11 protein-coding genes and 1 pseudogene are annotated in these 16,287 nt (G+C 38.8%); 9 read left to right on the top strand and 3 right to left on the bottom strand.

Annotated features, from left to right (window positions below; genetic code table 11):
* Positions 1-4 precede the first annotated feature (4 nt).
* Positions 5-1,735: an ATP-binding protein gene (locus AAEU29_RS08270; protein WP_421972878.1), complete on the top strand. Its 1,731-nt coding sequence runs from the start codon at positions 5-7 to the stop codon at positions 1,733-1,735.
* A gap of 17 nt (positions 1,736-1,752) precedes the next feature.
* On the opposite strand, the gene AAEU29_RS08265 is transcribed toward AAEU29_RS08270, so the two are convergent.
* The gene (locus AAEU29_RS08265; protein WP_421972877.1) at positions 1,753-2,985 is read right to left on the bottom strand and encodes a glycerophosphodiester phosphodiesterase family protein; all 1,233 of its coding nucleotides are present in this window, start codon (positions 2,983-2,985) and stop codon (positions 1,753-1,755) included.
* A 350-nt stretch (positions 2,986-3,335) separates the two neighbouring features.
* Here AAEU29_RS08265 and AAEU29_RS08260 point away from each other — a divergent pair, with 350 nt between their 5' ends.
* On the top strand, positions 3,336-5,204 hold the full coding sequence (locus AAEU29_RS08260; RefSeq protein ID WP_421972876.1) for a TonB-dependent receptor: 1,869 nt from the start codon (positions 3,336-3,338) through the stop codon (positions 5,202-5,204).
* A 28-nt stretch (positions 5,205-5,232) separates the two neighbouring features.
* Here AAEU29_RS08260 and AAEU29_RS08255 read toward each other — a convergent pair whose 3' ends face one another.
* Together AAEU29_RS08255 and AAEU29_RS08250 are read right to left on the bottom strand one after the other, a co-directional pair.
* Positions 5,233-5,478 (bottom strand): hypothetical protein, encoded by a 246-nt coding sequence (locus tag AAEU29_RS08255; RefSeq protein WP_421972875.1) that lies wholly within the window; start codon positions 5,476-5,478, stop codon positions 5,233-5,235.
* Between the two features lie 59 nt (positions 5,479-5,537).
* Positions 5,538-10,436 carry a Calx-beta domain-containing protein gene (locus AAEU29_RS08250; RefSeq protein WP_421972874.1) on the bottom strand — a complete coding sequence of 1,633 codons (4,899 nt, stop codon included), beginning with the start codon at positions 10,434-10,436 and terminating at the stop codon, positions 5,538-5,540.
* A 278-nt stretch (positions 10,437-10,714) separates the two neighbouring features.
* On the opposite strand from AAEU29_RS08250, the pseudogene AAEU29_RS08245 reads away from it, so the two are divergent.
* From AAEU29_RS08245 to AAEU29_RS08215, 7 genes and pseudogenes are all read left to right on the top strand, one after another.
* Positions 10,715-11,865 (top strand): annotated as a pseudogene (locus AAEU29_RS08245) (IS3 family transposase).
* A 445-nt stretch (positions 11,866-12,310) separates the two neighbouring features.
* Positions 12,311-13,363, top strand: a complete 1,053-nt coding sequence (locus AAEU29_RS08240; protein ID WP_421972873.1) for a flavin reductase family protein — start codon at positions 12,311-12,313, stop codon at positions 13,361-13,363.
* 65 nt (positions 13,364-13,428) lie between these two features.
* Positions 13,429-14,421, top strand: coding sequence for a fatty acid desaturase family protein (locus AAEU29_RS08235; protein WP_274760371.1), 993 nt, complete (start codon positions 13,429-13,431; stop codon positions 14,419-14,421).
* A 733-nt stretch (positions 14,422-15,154) separates the two neighbouring features.
* Positions 15,155-15,451, top strand: a complete 297-nt coding sequence (locus AAEU29_RS08230; protein ID WP_421972872.1) for a hypothetical protein — start codon at positions 15,155-15,157, stop codon at positions 15,449-15,451.
* On the top strand, positions 15,438-15,821 hold the full coding sequence (locus tag AAEU29_RS08225; RefSeq protein WP_421972871.1) for a hypothetical protein: 384 nt from the start codon (positions 15,438-15,440) through the stop codon (positions 15,819-15,821). The genes AAEU29_RS08230 and AAEU29_RS08225 overlap by 14 nt, the downstream gene beginning before the upstream one ends.
* Positions 15,814-16,029: a hypothetical protein gene (locus AAEU29_RS08220; protein ID WP_421972870.1), complete on the top strand. Its 216-nt coding sequence runs from the start codon at positions 15,814-15,816 to the stop codon at positions 16,027-16,029. Before AAEU29_RS08225 ends, AAEU29_RS08220 begins: the two co-directional genes overlap by 8 nt.
* A 1-nt stretch (position 16,030) precedes the next feature.
* Positions 16,031-16,225 (top strand): hypothetical protein, encoded by a 195-nt coding sequence (locus AAEU29_RS08215; protein WP_274760244.1) that lies wholly within the window; start codon positions 16,031-16,033, stop codon positions 16,223-16,225.
* The last annotated feature ends 62 nt before the right edge of the window (positions 16,226-16,287 follow it).

Genomic DNA, 16,287 nt, shown 5'->3' with positions numbered 1-16,287 from the left:
TACCATGTTAAATTTTGACATAGACAACATAATCACTTCACTTAAATCAACCTATGGTAAAGACTTTTTAGATACCATTACAATGCAACTGCATAAGTCTATTGGTGCACAATTTACCTTTATTGCAAAGTTAGATACAGAGCGCAATGTGTCTAAAACCATGTCGCTGGTGGCAGGGGATGATTTTACTGACAATTTTGAATATTCCTTAGAGCACACCCCCTGTGCTGATGTAAGTGACGATTCTACATGTATTTTTCCCTCACAAATTGTGAATTTGTATCCGCAAGATCAGTTGCTAATAGATATGGGCATTGATGGTTATATTGGCGCACCGTTGCACGATTCAAAAGGCGCGGTATTCGGCTTAGTTGTAGCGCTTTACAGTAAACCAATCGAAAACGCCGAAGAGGTTGCGTCGTTATTTGAACTATTTGCCGGACGTATTTCTGCTGAATTAGAACGCGCTGAAAAAGAACACGCATTGTTTGAATTAAACCAATCACTTGAGCAAAAAGTAGCTTACCGTACCTTTGAACTTGAAAATGCGGTTGAGCGCCTTAAAAAATCACAAAAACAATTGATAGAGCAAGAGAAGCTGGCATCACTTGGTCGCTTAGTTGCAGGTGTAGCACATGAAGTAAATACTCCGTTAGGAGTTGCGGTGCTTGGAAATTCTACGGTGATCTCAGGCATTCAAGCACTTGAGGCCAAACTTGCCAATGGCACGCTTAGCAAAAGCGATTTAACCACTTTTATTGCCGATGCAAAAGAGGCAAGTAGCGGAGTTGAATTTAATTTAAATCGAGCCAGTGAATTGGTAGTTAACTTTAAACAAATGGCGACCGATTTTCATTCAGACCCTAAAAGTGACGTTAACTTGGCAGAGTGGTTAAATTCAATTGCAAACAGCTTAAAGCCCATGTTACGCGGTGCCGGAATTCGCTTAAATCTTGAATTACCATGTGAAAAACTAGTCGTAACATCTTATCCATCACGTTTAGCACAAGTGATTACAAATCTAGTGTCGAATGCAATTAAACATGCTTTTCCAGAAACATTTCCTATTGATGACAAGGTAATCACAATTGCACTTACTGGCAGAGCGTTTAATTACTCGCTGTTAGTCGCTGACAATGGCATTGGCATGGATGAGCAAACAAAATCACATATCCTCGATCCGTTTTTTACTACTGGTAGGGCTACTGGTGGTATGGGCTTAGGCATGAATATCGTGCACAACCTAGTGACTGGCTCATTAAACGGGCAATTGGTGATTGAAAGTGCACCTAACCAAGGTACTCAGGTTCGTATACACTTTGACTCCTCAGATGAAGATAGAAATTTACTTAAGAGCAGCTTTAGTCGAGCTACTTTGGATAACTACCAGTTCTATTCATCATTTCATGACAAGCTGATCAACAGCGACGTTAAAGTTGAGCGATTATTTGCTAATGTGGATTTAGCTCGCCAACAAACAATGATTCTGCAATCGATCAATCTTATGGTAGAAAATTTAGGTAATCTTGATGCCATTTTTCATTCATCTGATGCGAAAATCATGCTGAAAAAACACCACGCTATGGGCATTGACGATACGATGCTAACACTTTGGAAAGATTGCTTGTTAGCAACACTAGCCGAGTTTGATAGCGAGTTTGATTCGCTAGTGGCAAATGCTTGGGAAAACGTACTTTCAGAATATACGCAATATTTTTTAGCGCATCTGCAATAATCGTTTATAAAAAATACTTACAGTGACTGCTCTAATACGCAGTTACTGTAAAACGTAGTAGTGGCGGGCCAATCGCTAAATACTCCAATTACGCCTACCTGTTTGGCTAGAAAATCAAGCAGTTCAAAAGCGAAGCCTTCATTTTTAATGGCCGATTTAACTGATTGATAATAGAAACCACCGCCTTCGGTAAGTAACCCCGAGCGCTCTAATGTCCATGTGATTATTTCTAATCCTGCTTTTTTAGCCTCTAGCGCATAGGCTGACTCAATCAGCTGATTGTTTTCATCTAAACTTACCAACACCCAAAGCGGCGGCGCAATAATATTGATGCCCATGGCTTTTAATTCGCTCATGCTATGTTGCCACGTTGCGGGGTTATTGTGATCAAAATTATCTTGTTCATAGCCATCGTCTAAGTACACGGCTTGTTTGGCAAAATCAGGATGGTGTTTAATCCAGTATTGTAAATCGTCAAGCTCAAACGATTGCACAAAAACATCATTGGGAGAAATGCCCGCTTGTTTATATTCACTAATCAGTTTTTTTGCGTATTCGTGTTGTGACAATCCATCAAATGGCATTGTTACTTGGGGCTTTTTAAGCTCAGGTGTCATTTTTACACCTAGGCTTTTAAACAGTTCTATGCTTTGTTGGTGAGTCATTAAAGTGCCGTTAGCAGCATATAAATCAGTGCGCCAATTAGGTGTGCCAGTTAGGTAGTCTTGCAGCGTTTTGGCGTACACATTAGCGCCGTCCATTTTGCCTGATAACTGTAAAAACTCTGCGAGTGTAAAATCTGATGTGCAGCATTCTACCTGTGCTTTTTTGCCAAGGGACTTGTCACCTGGAGTAAAAGGTATTCGGCATTTTTTAGCCAATTTTGGCTTTGCTAGCACGTTTGTTGTTTGGTGCAAATCACATTGCGAATGGCGACATACGAGGGCTTGGTCTTTGGTAAAGGCGACATCACATTCTATAATGCCCGCGCCCATTTTTGCTGCAGCAAGGTATGACTCTTTGGTATGTTCTGGAAATTGCAGTGGCGCTCCGCGATGACCTATTGAGAAATCGGATTTTTCAAAGGTATTTGTATTACAACCTCCAAGCTGAGTTTTAAGCGGTGAGTTGTCCATTTGCGAGACGAGATAATATGGGCGCACACCCACTTCAACTTTTTCATTATGTGTTTGTGATATGCTTTGGCAGCCGCTAAGCAGTGCAATCATTATCAAAATTATCGCGCGCATATAATGCCTTTGTGGTTAAGGTTTTTCTATTACAGCACAGTAAAATGACAAAGCGTTGAAGTTAATGATTTTTTACAGTTGCAACCTCAACTTTATTCGCATTGTCATGTTGTTTCTATCAATTAGTATTCAAAATAATTAAACTCAAAAATTACTTCTCGCCGTTGGCAATTTAGTAGTTTAGCGTTAGAAAGCTGTTTAATGTTTATATTGTGATTAGTGTGAAAATGCTTTAATCTATAATGCAACTATATGATTAATTTAATTATTTGCTCAATTTTATTAGGGTATATATTTTCAGTATCTAATAGTGTGAATATGGAATTTATTTAAAAGGAAATTTGAAAACTATGGCTGTAGTATCTTTAGCCGCACTTATTTCTACACTAGCTTCAACGCCTTCACAACCGATTGAAAAAATCTATGTCTTTTCTAACCGACACCATTTTGAAAGATTGGGTGAAAAGTCCGCACAAACAGATATTATCAATGTTGAAAGTCAATCGATTTCTCCGCGAACTTTTGCTGATTTAATTAAATATACACCAGGTATAACTTTAAATGGTCAAGGTGGACTTTTCCAAAGTTATAGTATTCGAGGTTTTAGTAAATCGCGTATTAGAACTGAAATTGAGGGGGTGCCCATTCTGACAGACCGACGAGCAGGCAACTCATTATCTTTTGTTGATCCAGAGTTTATTGAATCAATTAATATTAAAAAAGGACCTGTTTCCGCTTTGTATGGTTCTGACGCCATGGGTGGGGTAGTTAGTAGTAGTCTAAAATCTCACAATCAAAGCTCATTCAACGTTCAAACTCAGCCTTCTGATGAGCAAATTTCTCTTTCGTTATTGTATAGTAATGATTTTACTTCTAGTGGTTTAAGTTACCGTAAAGCTAATAATAGTAAAGCTCCAAATGATCAAATACTACATACTGAATATGAGCAATTTTCAAGCTACATTAAAACCGAACAGTACTTTAATGAATTGCTAGCAACTGCTTCTGTGTTGGTTTCTCAGACTAATGACGTGGGTAAAAGTTCTGCCCTTTATCCAACAGAGCGTGTAACCCTATATCCTTCTGATTTACATAGTGTAGTGTCCGCATCACTCTCTAATGAATCAAGTTGGTATGCAAATATCTTTCATCATTATCAGAATTGGGATAGTGATGTTTTAAGACCTGAGAAACGTCTAAATACCACTTCATATCAATCTCATACTCTCGGTGGACTTTACTACATTTATGTTCCTTACATTTCTGAAAACGATAGAATAGGTATCGATTTGGTTTCTCGAAGAGGTGTTAAAATAGATGAGGTTGAACAGGACTTAGATAGCAATCTCAACTCTAAAACAGATGTACTATTGGGTTCTCAAGAGAATTTCGCTGTATTTATGGAATCTACTTGGCATTTAGATAACGTGACTACTCTTTCAACAGGTTTTCGTTTTGACAAATTTTATCAGCAAAATGATCTTCTTAAACAGAGTAAACATGATGATGCTGTGAATGGTTCAATCGCACTCAATTTTTCTGCAAATGAAAATTGGACACTATCGGCTGAGCTTGGAACAGGCTTTCGCATGCCAACACTTTCTGAACTCTATTTTAATGGTGAGACACCGCGGGGCAGTACTTTAGGTAACCCAAACCTTGAACCTGAAAAAAGTATTGGTTTAGCTTTGAGCTCAAAGTGGCAAATCTCAAACCTCGAAATTCAAGCCAACATCTATCATCAAAGTATCGATAATTATATAGAGCGTTACCGTATTTCGGATGAATTACGCAGCTATAGAAATTTGGAACAAGGTGATATACAAGGGTTTGAAATGTATTTAAGTTACAAACAAACTAAAGATTTTACACATTCACTTTCTTATCAATGGCAGTCTGGTGAAGACCAAGAGCAAAAGATTTTGGCTGATTTGAATACTCCAGAAATTACGTATCAAACAGCAATCTCTTCCCAGCAGTTTAGTATTAAAAATATGCTTAGATATCGCTTTGAAAAGAATGAAGTTGCGGATGGAGAAAAACCTCTAGCAGCTGTGATAGTTTGGGATCTTAAGACTCATTGGTATGTTAATGAGTCGCTAACTGTGACTTTATCTGGCCTAAACTTGTTAGACAAGGAATATACTGCAAGTGCCGACGAAGATGCCGCACTTCAAGCAGAAAGACGTGCTTCTGTTGGCTTAAACTTTCGTTTCTAATATTAAATAATTCAATCTGGCAATAAACTTAATTATTGTTTCCAGATTTTTTTTGCTCATTATTTTTCGGTAACTTCCCGTCTTTGAGTGGAAACTGGTTAGGTACTTGTTTCACGTTATCATCATTAATTTCTTTCTTTTCAATAGGCTTTTTGTCTGCGGCCTTTTGGGATTTTCCTGCATGGGAAGTACTTACAACTTTTTTGTCATCATCTTTACAACCAGCACAAAAAACCAGTGTACTTGCCAATATACCCAATAGTGTATTTTGCATAATGCACCCTATAATTATTCAAAAAAGGGAGGCAGAGCCTCCCTTTACATCATGGTTGATTAAATAAATTTAATACGGCGACGTAATACCATTAGTATTAAACCAAATGCCGCAATAAAGCCAAAACTACCACTGTCTTTCTTATCATTTTCTTTGATAACGACGGCAGTAACGTTATTTCCTAGCTTAACTGTATCTGAGCTTAATACTACATTAAATGATTCATCCAATTCACGTTTTGAATCATCAGTGATATTGACTTTGATCGTTTTACTTGCTGTATCACCATCAGCCCAAGTAACAGTCCCACCTGCTGAATTATAGTCTTCAACAGTTGCAGATGCTGCAAGAATACTGTAGTTCACAGAAATTTCACGGTCAGAACCATCAACACGATTAACCGTTATATTTGCAGAACCTGCATTTTCTTCAACAGAAACCGATGTTGTTGCCATTTGAACCATACCTAAGTTGTCAGGTTCAATTGTTACTCCAACAGAACTGGTAGAAAGTGTTGCCATCTTCTCATTTTTAAGAATTACAGAGAAATTAGCTCTCTCATCTAGATCAATGTCAGTTGTTTCGATAGTGATTGTTTTATCTTCCACATCTAAATCACCCCAAGTTAGCGTTCCCTCAGCAACTGTGAAGTGTGTGCCACTAACAGCGTTGCCATTAACAACCATGTAATCAACGCTAACTTCGAAGTCACTGCCGTTAGTTCGTGAAACCACTAATTCGACTGTTTCACCGTTCTTAACACTTGCAGACGCTGCAGCGAAGCCAATTTCACCATAATTAGGTGCAGTGATTGTTAGTTCAACAGGAATATTGAGAGAACCGTATGGTGTGTCATTGCTCACAACAATAGTTGCATTGTGAACTCCTTCATCACCCATTGCTGAACCAGCAAGTTCAAGTTTTGCTTCGCTTTCAGCTTCAACCATCCCTGATGTGTTGTCTAGTGTTAGCCAATCAACTTTTGACCACTCACATACATTAGACTCACCAGAGCTAAAGCCCAGAACTACTTGCTGTTCTTGATCAACAGCCCACAGGTTTCCTTCACAGTCGATATCAAGACCTGCTTGTCCTACAAGGCCAATGTCTGCAGCATCATCACCATCAACATCTAGTTCGACATTAAAGCCACCAATCATGTCTAATAAATCAGTGTTGGTATCTAAAACATAAATGTCAAAAATACCTACTTCAGCTGGACCATTGTGTGTCACAAACAAGTGACCTGTTGATGGATTGAATGCGAGTCCTGCAACAGAAAGGTTTACGTTAATAGAACGAAGTAATTCACCTGTTGTAGTAAATTGATGAATTACACCATCATTCCAAGAACCTGCATAATACGTATCTGAAACAGGGTCATATGCTAAACCACGTTGAGATGTACCGAACTCAGGGCAAATATTTTTACCAGTTACAGTCATGCTTGTAGGTTCAACTTCATAGATACAATTGTCGCCACCTACATTAACCTGCCATAGTGTATTTGTACGACCATTGAAAGCTAAATCAGCACCAAATATATCTACAAATGGAGTGTCTATCTTATTAGTAGTTAGTTCACCAGAAGCATTATATTCAATTAGTTGATTCGCTTCTGCACCAGCAGCTACAACATCACCAACCCAGAAGTGTCCATTAAGCTTGTTAAGACCAATACCCCAACCAAAGCCTTGACTCAGAGCAAAACCACCTACAAAAGTTGGAGCAGTCATAGCCTTTGCGTCGATTTCAGGGAAATGACGGATCTTTTTAGTATTGAAGTCTTCAAGGTTTTTAGGGCCAAAGTGACGAGCACTGGAGTGGTAAATTCCTGATCCTGCTGTCTCAAGGCTACTAGGTAGTGTCAGTAGTTTATAGTTTGTATCTAAACCACCAATATTTTTAAGAATTGCTTGGTGTGTAAAGTCACGCCCTTTGGTTACAGAAAGTTCAACCTTATCGGTGGCAGACTCTAATAGGCCCGCTTTGAGCGCTATTGGTGCACTCAGCATAATATCAGATGCAGTTACCTCTTTAGTTTTGTAAGCACCTTTACTGATAGTAACACTTTGTGCATCTGCTGGAATGAATGCATGAATAAAACCATCTGCTAAGTTTTCATCCATTTCAGTTTTCATTGCAGTACTTACCGATATACCGTCTACTTTCAAGCTTGCGCCTTCAAGAGGTAAGTCAAAGTTAGCGTCGTGAACGTAACCTGAAATTAAACTTCCAGCAATAGGCTCACATGCTGGGGTACCAAATTGAACATCGTCAATTGCAGCAAACCATTCCCAATTAGCATTAGTGTAGTTCCAACGAAGTTTAAAATTTGCAGCTCCATCAACATAGGTCGCAACATCAATTGAATATGAAGCAAGGCCATCTACAAGATTATTATCACCTTTGGTCATTACTTCAACAGTTTGCCATTCCCCACCATCAACACTGATATCTAAACTCAATTGATCAGCACCAGTGAAAGTTACGTGATTAGCAACAAAATTCAATATTGTGCTATCAAGTTCAGCAACTGTAAACATTGGACTAATTAATTCCGATGAGACATCTACTGGACCCGCAGCATCAGAATTGATGATAGCTGTGTCTCCATCAGTGCCAGTGATATTGCCTTGTGAATCATCTCGAGATGACCCCCAAATTACCCCATTTCCGGCATTGTCGGTCACTGTCCAACCCGCAGGAGGGAAAGAACCTTCAAATTTTTCTTGGAATCCATTAATAACATAACCTGGTGCGGTACAGTTTGGATTCACAGCGAGGTCAAACATTTCAATGTTTTGTTGCCCCACTGTAGGAAGTACATCACGTTCTAAAGAGATATAACCGTTATCTATAGCTTCAGCCATAAATTTAACGGTTGTTCCTTCATATAGCGGTAAACTAAATTCACCTGATTCAGGATTGGTATAAGTAATTAATGTGTCACCAGGAACAGAGACAGACACTTTAGCGTATAAAGGCCATTGTGCCATACCACCGTCTTTGATTTTACCAGATACCGTTACTTGTTCAGCACCAGCAAGCGAGAAATTGATAGTTTCCACTTCATCTTCGGTGAGTTCAGATCTGCTGACATCTGATTGTTTCCAACCATAACGAGAAGCTGTAACTTCATATTCACCTACTGGAAGTGTCAAAGTGTAGTTACCTTCAGAATCGGTGTAAGTAGAAACGTTACCAGCTGACACTTTTACTTTTTCAAGTGCTTCGCCTGTTTCAGAATCAGTTACTCTACCAATGATCTCTCCAGAAGGTCCCGCTGTACATGTAGGGATTTTAAAACTAGAAATGTTTGTTGACCAACCTAACGTATTATCGTCTTCTGACTTGTAGTATTCTGTGGTATACCAGAAGGTACAATCATCAGATGGATCAATACTCATACTTGAGTAGTCACCCCAGCGAAAACGATTGATTGATGTTTGCGAGCCTTCCCCAGCTTTCAAAACAATCTCTTCAGTCAATGTTCCTTGAGGGTCACCAGCCATACGAATTGCAGCATGAGATGATGGATGAAGATTTGTGCTTGATACACTATAACCAAATGCCATATTCCCTTGAGCATCCATTGCACCTGAACCCATCCAACGAGCTTTCTCATCAGGAGCAAATGTGCCTTCTTGTTTGACGGTAATATTGCCTGTAGCGTCTAAGCTTAGTTCGTACCAACGCAATGCAGGAGTATTTCCATCAGTGCCCGCAACGTTATGTGTAAACGTAATAGCGCCACGGTCTCCCATATTTCGATATGCTGCGCGGAACATTGAACGAATTGGCATGCCATCGAGTTCAACACCATTAGGTTGTATAGCGTTGCCAGGCGAATTCCAAGCCGCAACATCTAATGCAGCTTTTGGGCTAAATGTAGTATTCTCGGTATTATCCCAGTCCACATCCATTTCCCATACATGTAATGTGCTTTCTCCTGAACCATCAGCCCACACGAATAATTGGTTTTGGTCTTGTGAAGGAGGTAACATTCCGTCTAGGTCAAGAGGCATTGGAGTAAAGACTTCTGGATCGTTGCCTCTCATGCTGAATATAATTTGCTGAGCGGGTGCACCAACAAGCATTTTTTCTCTTTCATAAACAGCAACACCACCACCGGCCCAAGCAAAACCAGCAGCAGGATCAAACTGGTTAACCCCCATATAATAACCATCCGGCCAAACACCTAAATGAGGGTAGTCATTCATTAATTCGCCATATGGGAAGTCGTATAAATAGTATTCTCCTGTAGGATCCCCAGTGGTTGAAATGGCGATACATTCATGATTATCGGTGCCATTTAAAGCGAACTGGCTAATCATCCAACGATCTGCCATACCATCGTATAAGATAATTGGGTCACCATCGTTGTTTGTTTCACAGATACCACCAAAACCAGACCAAAGATCATTAATGGCAAATGGAGCTACAAGTTCATTTCCTTCTTTGTCATAAATAGCCATTGCAACATTGACTGCTTGAACATAATGGTTCGGTCCAACGTCACCATTTGTATCTGGTGGGGCCACCCCTAGAACGTTACCGACACCATCAAAAGAAACACCAACATTCGTACCTGATTGCGCTGCTAGTGGCTTGCGAGGCATAGAGTTTTGAATTGATGGATCTTTTACTTTAACCATGCTGTCCCATTTAGATTCAAACGGGAATCGGTTTGGGATGGTTTTTACCTCGTCAACGCCAGGAACTGGCTGGCCACTTACTTGAAGCTTTCTTTTTCTTTGTTTTGTAAGCTTAGGGATTGGCTTAGAAATGTCACTGACTTTACGAGAGACTTTAACTTTAGCTGATGGAATAATCAGCTTTTCGATCTGAGGATTTGAACTTAACTTCTTGGTATTTAGAGCTTGATCGACAGCAAGAGCTGTATAACTGATCGAAGTTAAACCTACCAAAGAAGCAAGGGTAATTGCTTTGCGCATTTTCTTGTTCCTTTATTAATATTCCATTTAATATTTATAAGCGTTTTGTTAACGCTAAACTGATTTTTACACAAAAAAGGAACAAATGTTATAAAAAGTTAATTAAGAATTTTGTTTTTATTAATTATATTTTTAACATCAACTTAAATAAAAATTATGGACTTTTAAAAAGTGACTTTTTGATTTGGTTTATAAATAAAAGTTAGTTAATTTTTGATCTGCTTAAATCAAACAGGACACTTTAATAATGGAATATAATCCAATTATTGAGGTGTTAAATGACAAAACGAACAAACAGAAGTTACACGGCAGAATTTAAACAAGAAGCCGTGGCATCAGTAATCGAACAAGGCTATAGCGTACCAAAGGCAGCGGCATCCTTAGGTATTACTGATAAATTACTTTATAACTGGAAAGCCAAGTTTGAAGCATAGTAATCAGGTGCCATTTTAAAAGCTGATGAACGTGCTGAATTATTGAAGCTGCGCAAAGAAGTTAAAGAGCTAAGGATGGAAAAAGAAATATTAAAAAAAGCCAGCTCCCTCCAGCTAAGGGAAACGAAGTAACGTTTCAAACGATTAAACAGCTATCACCAGCTTTTCCCATAGCGAAGCTTTGTAAAATAATGAAAATCAGTCGCTCAGCCTATTATGCTTGGCTAAATCGACCAGCAAAAAACATCACGCTTGAGCAGCTTCATTTATATCGAAGAGCTAAAGCAATATTCAAGCAAAGTCGAAATAGCTTGGGCTATCGAGAGCTGAGAAAACGGTTATGCAAGGAGGGATTTAATGTTAGCGAGTATGGCGTGCAAAAGCTGATGACGAAACTTGGTTTAGTGGTGACTCAGCGCATTGCTTATAAAGTAACGACTAAGCGTAAACACAGTGATACCGTTGCCGATAATTTGTTAAACCAGAATTTTAATCCTGTTGCGCCTAATCAGGTTTGGGCTGGTGATGTCACTTACCTAAAAACAGGCGAAGGCTGGATGTATCTGGCTATTGTTATGGATTTATATTCCAGACGCATAGTCGGTTGGCATATTGATAAGCGCATGACGACTGATTTAGTGTGCAAGGCGATGATGAAAGCCTATAACTTACTACAGCCGCCTCAAGGTTTGGTGTTTCACTCTGATAGAGGTTCACAATATACCAGCAAGCATTACCGTAAATTGCTCGCTAATGATGGCATCAGAGCTAGTATGGGGGATGTTGGTGCTTTCTGGGATAATGCAGTGGTTGAAAGATTCTTCGGTAGCTTAAAGCATGATTGGCTATTGAAAGTGCCGCAGCCAACGCGTGAGCATATGAGAAATGACCAAACGTCGTATATGCGCTATTACAACTTAGAAAGGCTTCATACAGCTAATGGTGATCTATCACCAGTAGAGTATGAACAAAATTCCTTAAGAAAAGTGTCCTGACATAGTTGTGCAGAACAGACTCTGGAGTTAGTTGAGTTTATACAGCCCCAAAGCTACGGTGTTACATCAACACATACTCTAATTATTAATAATAAATGGAAGATTGCTGGTGCAGTCGAATATCAAATGCTACAACGCGAGCTTCAAAAACTTATTTAAATACTCTCATTTCAGCTTTTACCAAATCACTCACATCAAAATTTTTTATAAAAAATAATCATAACTAAAAGCGGCTTTACAATAGTCGCCTTTAAATATTTTTGAATATTAATTCATTGTTTTAATTGGCTTTAATTTTTATTTTGAATGTTCCTTACAGGATTTATTCATTACACGCTCTTTAATTTTTAAAGTAATAACTCTATTTAACCTGATGCGGGGGTTGAATCGCAAAACCGTTCAGCTTACACTTGTGCGCTGAGTGAGCGTACACGTGTAAGTTTAAATGAGTTTTATATTCAACCCCTTAACAAATTGGTTTAGTAAACAGTTTTTCCATCATCGTTCGATGGCTGGCTATTTTGAGCCGATAATTCAAATATTTAAGCCAAGTTGGCGCGATGGTTATTACCGTGCAAATGTGCAGTCGGTAACATACATTGCTAACAAAACAGTTTCGGTAGAGCTCAAAGTTGAGTCTCGTTGGCCTACCCATAAAGCCGGGCAACATATTGAGCTAACAATGGAAATTAACGGCCGCTTAGTAACGCGTGTATTTACCATTGCCTCTAGCCCAAATCAGGCAATGCATGAAGGCGTGATCCGTTTAGTGATAAAGCAACATGATGTAGGTGCATTTACGCCGTTTTTATCCCGTTTAACTGTGAATTCATGGGTTAATATTTCAAATCCCAAAGGCACATTTTTATTGCCACAGTCTAACGCTGTGACTTTTTTTGCTGCGGGTTCAGGTATTACCCCGTTTATTGCGATGTTGCATCAAGCATTACATGACGAAATCCCGCCAATTCATTTGGTGTATTACGCAAAACCAAATGAGCATTTGCTGGTGGCCGAACTTGCCAGTTTGCGCAACCGCTTAGCAAACTTCACGTTTACGTTACTTAGCCGAAGTACTGACGGGGATGTTGCTGCAAAATTGCCAGAATTTATTGGTTCCCAGTGGCTGGTATGTGGGCCGCAAGATTTTTATAAAACCATCAAAAACTATGCAGATACGCATCAGCAATCAATTGAAAGTGAGCATTTCTCGTTAGTAGATTTGCACACGCAAGGTGACGCAAAAGCGCATTTTCAGGTGGATCATGGCGGCATTAAATTTAAAGCCGACAATCAACAGCCTCTTTTAGCGCAGTTTCAAGCAAATAACATTAACGTGCCTTACGGCTGTGGCATGGGCATTTGCCATCAATGCCAATGCGTAAAGAAAAAAGGCGTAGTGCGTGATATTCGCACCGGTAAATTATCAGATTACGGTGAAGAGTTAATTCAATTATGTGTATCGCAAGTGGTGTCAGATGTGGAGTTTAAAGCGTGAACACAGTAGCAGAACCAAATTATGATTTATTAGCCGAGCAGCTAAACGAAATTCAATCAACAACGATGGCAAAAGTGGGTGAGCAAGACGCAAACTATATTCGCCGTGTGATTGTAACGCAGCGCATTTTAGAATGGTCGGGCCGTATTTTATTGGTGCTTGGCTTTGTCTCGCCGTGGCTTTGGCTTGTTGGTGTGCTTGCCCTTGCTACAGCTAAAATACTCGACAATATGGAAATCGGCCACAACGTAATGCACGGCCAGTACGACTGGATGAACGACAAGCATATTAACTCCAAAGCGTATGAGTGGGATATTGCATGTGATGGCAAAAGTTGGAACCGCGTACATAACTTTGAGCACCATACTTACACCAATATTATTGGTAAAGATCGTGACTTTGGTTATGGCTTACTGCGCTTATCAAACGATTTTCGCTGGCGTGTTAAAAACCTTTGGCAATTTATCACTTACCTAAATTTAAGTGTGTTGTTTCAGTGGGGCGTGTCGTATCACGAACTCGCCGCAGAGCGCGTGTTTTTTGGTAAGAAAAAAGATAATCGCGATTACAAAGTGCCACATAGTGAGCTAAAAACACGGTTTTTTAGTAAAGGTGCGCGCCAATTAATTAAAGATTACCTAATATTCCCACTGTTAGCAGGGCCATTTTTTTTATGGGTATTGGTTGGTAATCTAATTGCCAATTTGCTACGTAATTTATGGACATCAACCATTATATTTTGTGGTCACTTTACGGGCGATGTAAAAACGTTCAGTGAAAAAGAATGCGAAAACGAGACTAAAGGGCAGTGGTATTATCGCCAGGCATTGGGGTCATCCAATATTAAAGGCGGAAAGTGGTTTCATATATTAACGGGGCATTTAAGCTTTCAAATCGAGCACCATTTATTTCCTGATATGCCAGCCAAGCGCTACCGTGAAATTGCGCCTAAAGTGCAAAAGGTATTTCGTGAACACGGTATTCAATACAACACTGGTAGCTTTTTTAAACAATATGGCTCGGTAGTAAAACGCATTTTGCGCTACTCATTGCCATAACGCGCAAGTAAAAACAGTTCCTTAACATAATGTGCCCAGTTATTGTCTGCCAACAATAGCATGGGTGCATTATTTTCATCTCATTGAACATTCTGTTCGCCGTGTTTAACAAAAAAGGTCGCCACTGTTTGATAAACTAATAAAGTTATAAAAGAAGGTAAAATTGCGGTCGTTAAAAACCTTACAAACGATGTGTGTTTACAAATTTTTACAAAGCATTTTGACGATTTATATTTAATTTATGTAAACCAAATGTGCTTTTTGTTTGTTCTTTATTCGGTTTGAAGCTTTTTTAGTTATTTTAGATTTTATTTATATTCCATTTAGTAATTATTTATATCTATTGGCGATAAGTTTGGTTGTATTACTGTCTTTAATTGTTAACATGGAATTTAACTCTTTACATTCATTTTGTTAACTTTGTCCATAGATTTGTTTTCAGCCTTTTTTATTAGTTAGTTACCATTCTTTTTCAATACTCGATTTATCCCTACCTTTTCTATGGATTTAGCCTCTATTTCTCACATGTTTTAAACAAATACAATTTTTGTGCAATTTGCTCATTTTTAAATCTGTAATTTGTTGTAATTACATTTTATGTAAGCGCTATCATTTCTTGTTATCTGTAAAAAAAATGTTGTAAATGTTTCATTCGTTTGCGTTTTTACCAATTTGCAATTTAAAGGCGTGATCATCAAAATGCGCCGCCTTGGGGAACGAATGAGGTACAGGTTTGTTAATAAAAAAAGCAGCGAGACGCTTTGAAGCAGCGTTAAAAAGCTATGAAAATGACAGCGTTAGTACAGAGATAACAATCATTAATAATCACGAACTAACTGTTAAATGCTTCTTGTATTGTGGCCTTCATTACTCGAACACAGTAACGTTTGATGAAGACTTTTGTTTGGCGACTCTAAATATTCAGCACTTAAAAGAGGGTATTCATATACCCACTGATGAGCAAAAAAAGCAGCTTTCAGCCTGCTTATCTCAGGTGATAAATGAAGGAATGTATTATGCCAAGTGCTGAGGTTTATTGTGCAGGTGTGTCAGTGCCAGAGCTTGCGTTACACACACAAGGTTTGATCGAGCGATTATTTAGCAAAGATTATTATCAAGTAGTGCTGTCGAGAAAAACCCATTATGAAGCGCAGCTTACGGTGTTTTATCACAGGCACAAATTGCTCAAATTAATGATTAATAACAAAGAAGTGAGTTTGAGTCATTGTGAAAAATTGTGCAGCACAAAAGTGGATGAAATAGTGCAGTTTTTACAGTCAGCAGATAAAAATTTTTGGTTTTCGCGTTCAGTGTTTTACACCAATGAAAAATTAGTCGAGACGTTTCATGTTTTAAATTCACCTGCCATAGGCATTATTCATAGGCCGCATTATGCATAAGGTGAGCTTGTGTTTTAAATCATCGCAATGTCACGAACTTACGCCAATGCAAACAAAAATTCTGTATCAGCTTGTGGTTAAAACAGTGTCTGAGCAATACGGTGAAGATCGTGTAAAGCAAATTATCGATGCCTTTAATGGCGATTATTTTTCAATTTTAAAGTGTGGCATTTCATTGCTCGCAAGTGAGGTTAACAATGCAAACTAACATGGTAAACAAATTAACCGATGTGGCACGTACCGCCGACCAATATATTGCAGAGCAAGGGCAATACGGCCGTATTCAATCTGATAAAAGTAAAGTGATGGATCATATTCTTAAGTTAATGGAAATTGACGCACAAATTCGCTTAGCGAATCAGCTTGAACATTTTGCTTCGTCACTAAAAGCAGATGTTGATTAGTAGTTCCCTGTTCACAACAGGATCCCCCAGCCAAAGCCTCTACTGAGGCTTTTTTTAGGTAA

Source organism: Pseudoalteromonas aquimarina (assembly GCF_049257255.1).
Taxonomy (GTDB): Bacteria; Pseudomonadota; Gammaproteobacteria; order Enterobacterales; family Alteromonadaceae; genus Pseudoalteromonas.
The sequence above is the reverse complement of the archived record's forward strand: the minus strand, read 5'-3'. Positions and strand labels throughout refer to the sequence as shown.

Bases quoted from the DNA above. Each gene is read 5' to 3' on its own strand.
- AAEU29_RS08260 (WP_421972876.1), top strand. From the start codon at position 3,336: ATGGCTGTAGTATCTTTAGCCGCACTTATTTCTACACTAGCTTCAACG.
- AAEU29_RS08270 (WP_421972878.1), top strand. From the start codon at position 5: ATGTTAAATTTTGACATAGACAACATAATCACTTCACTTAAATCAACC.
- AAEU29_RS08225 (WP_421972871.1), top strand. From the start codon at position 15,438: ATGCCAAGTGCTGAGGTTTATTGTGCAGGTGTGTCAGTGCCAGAGCTT.
- AAEU29_RS08265 (WP_421972877.1), bottom strand. From the start codon at position 2,985: ATGCGCGCGATAATTTTGATAATGATTGCACTGCTTAGCGGCTGCCAA.
- AAEU29_RS08250 (WP_421972874.1), bottom strand. From the start codon at position 10,436: ATGCGCAAAGCAATTACCCTTGCTTCTTTGGTAGGTTTAACTTCGATC.
- AAEU29_RS08220 (WP_421972870.1), top strand. From the start codon at position 15,814: ATGCATAAGGTGAGCTTGTGTTTTAAATCATCGCAATGTCACGAACTT.
- AAEU29_RS08255 (WP_421972875.1), bottom strand. From the start codon at position 5,478: ATGCAAAATACACTATTGGGTATATTGGCAAGTACACTGGTTTTTTGT.
- AAEU29_RS08240 (WP_421972873.1), top strand. From the start codon at position 12,311: ATGAGTTTTATATTCAACCCCTTAACAAATTGGTTTAGTAAACAGTTT.
- AAEU29_RS08235 (WP_274760371.1), top strand. From the start codon at position 13,429: ATGGCAAAAGTGGGTGAGCAAGACGCAAACTATATTCGCCGTGTGATT.
- AAEU29_RS08215 (WP_274760244.1), top strand. From the start codon at position 16,031: ATGGTAAACAAATTAACCGATGTGGCACGTACCGCCGACCAATATATT.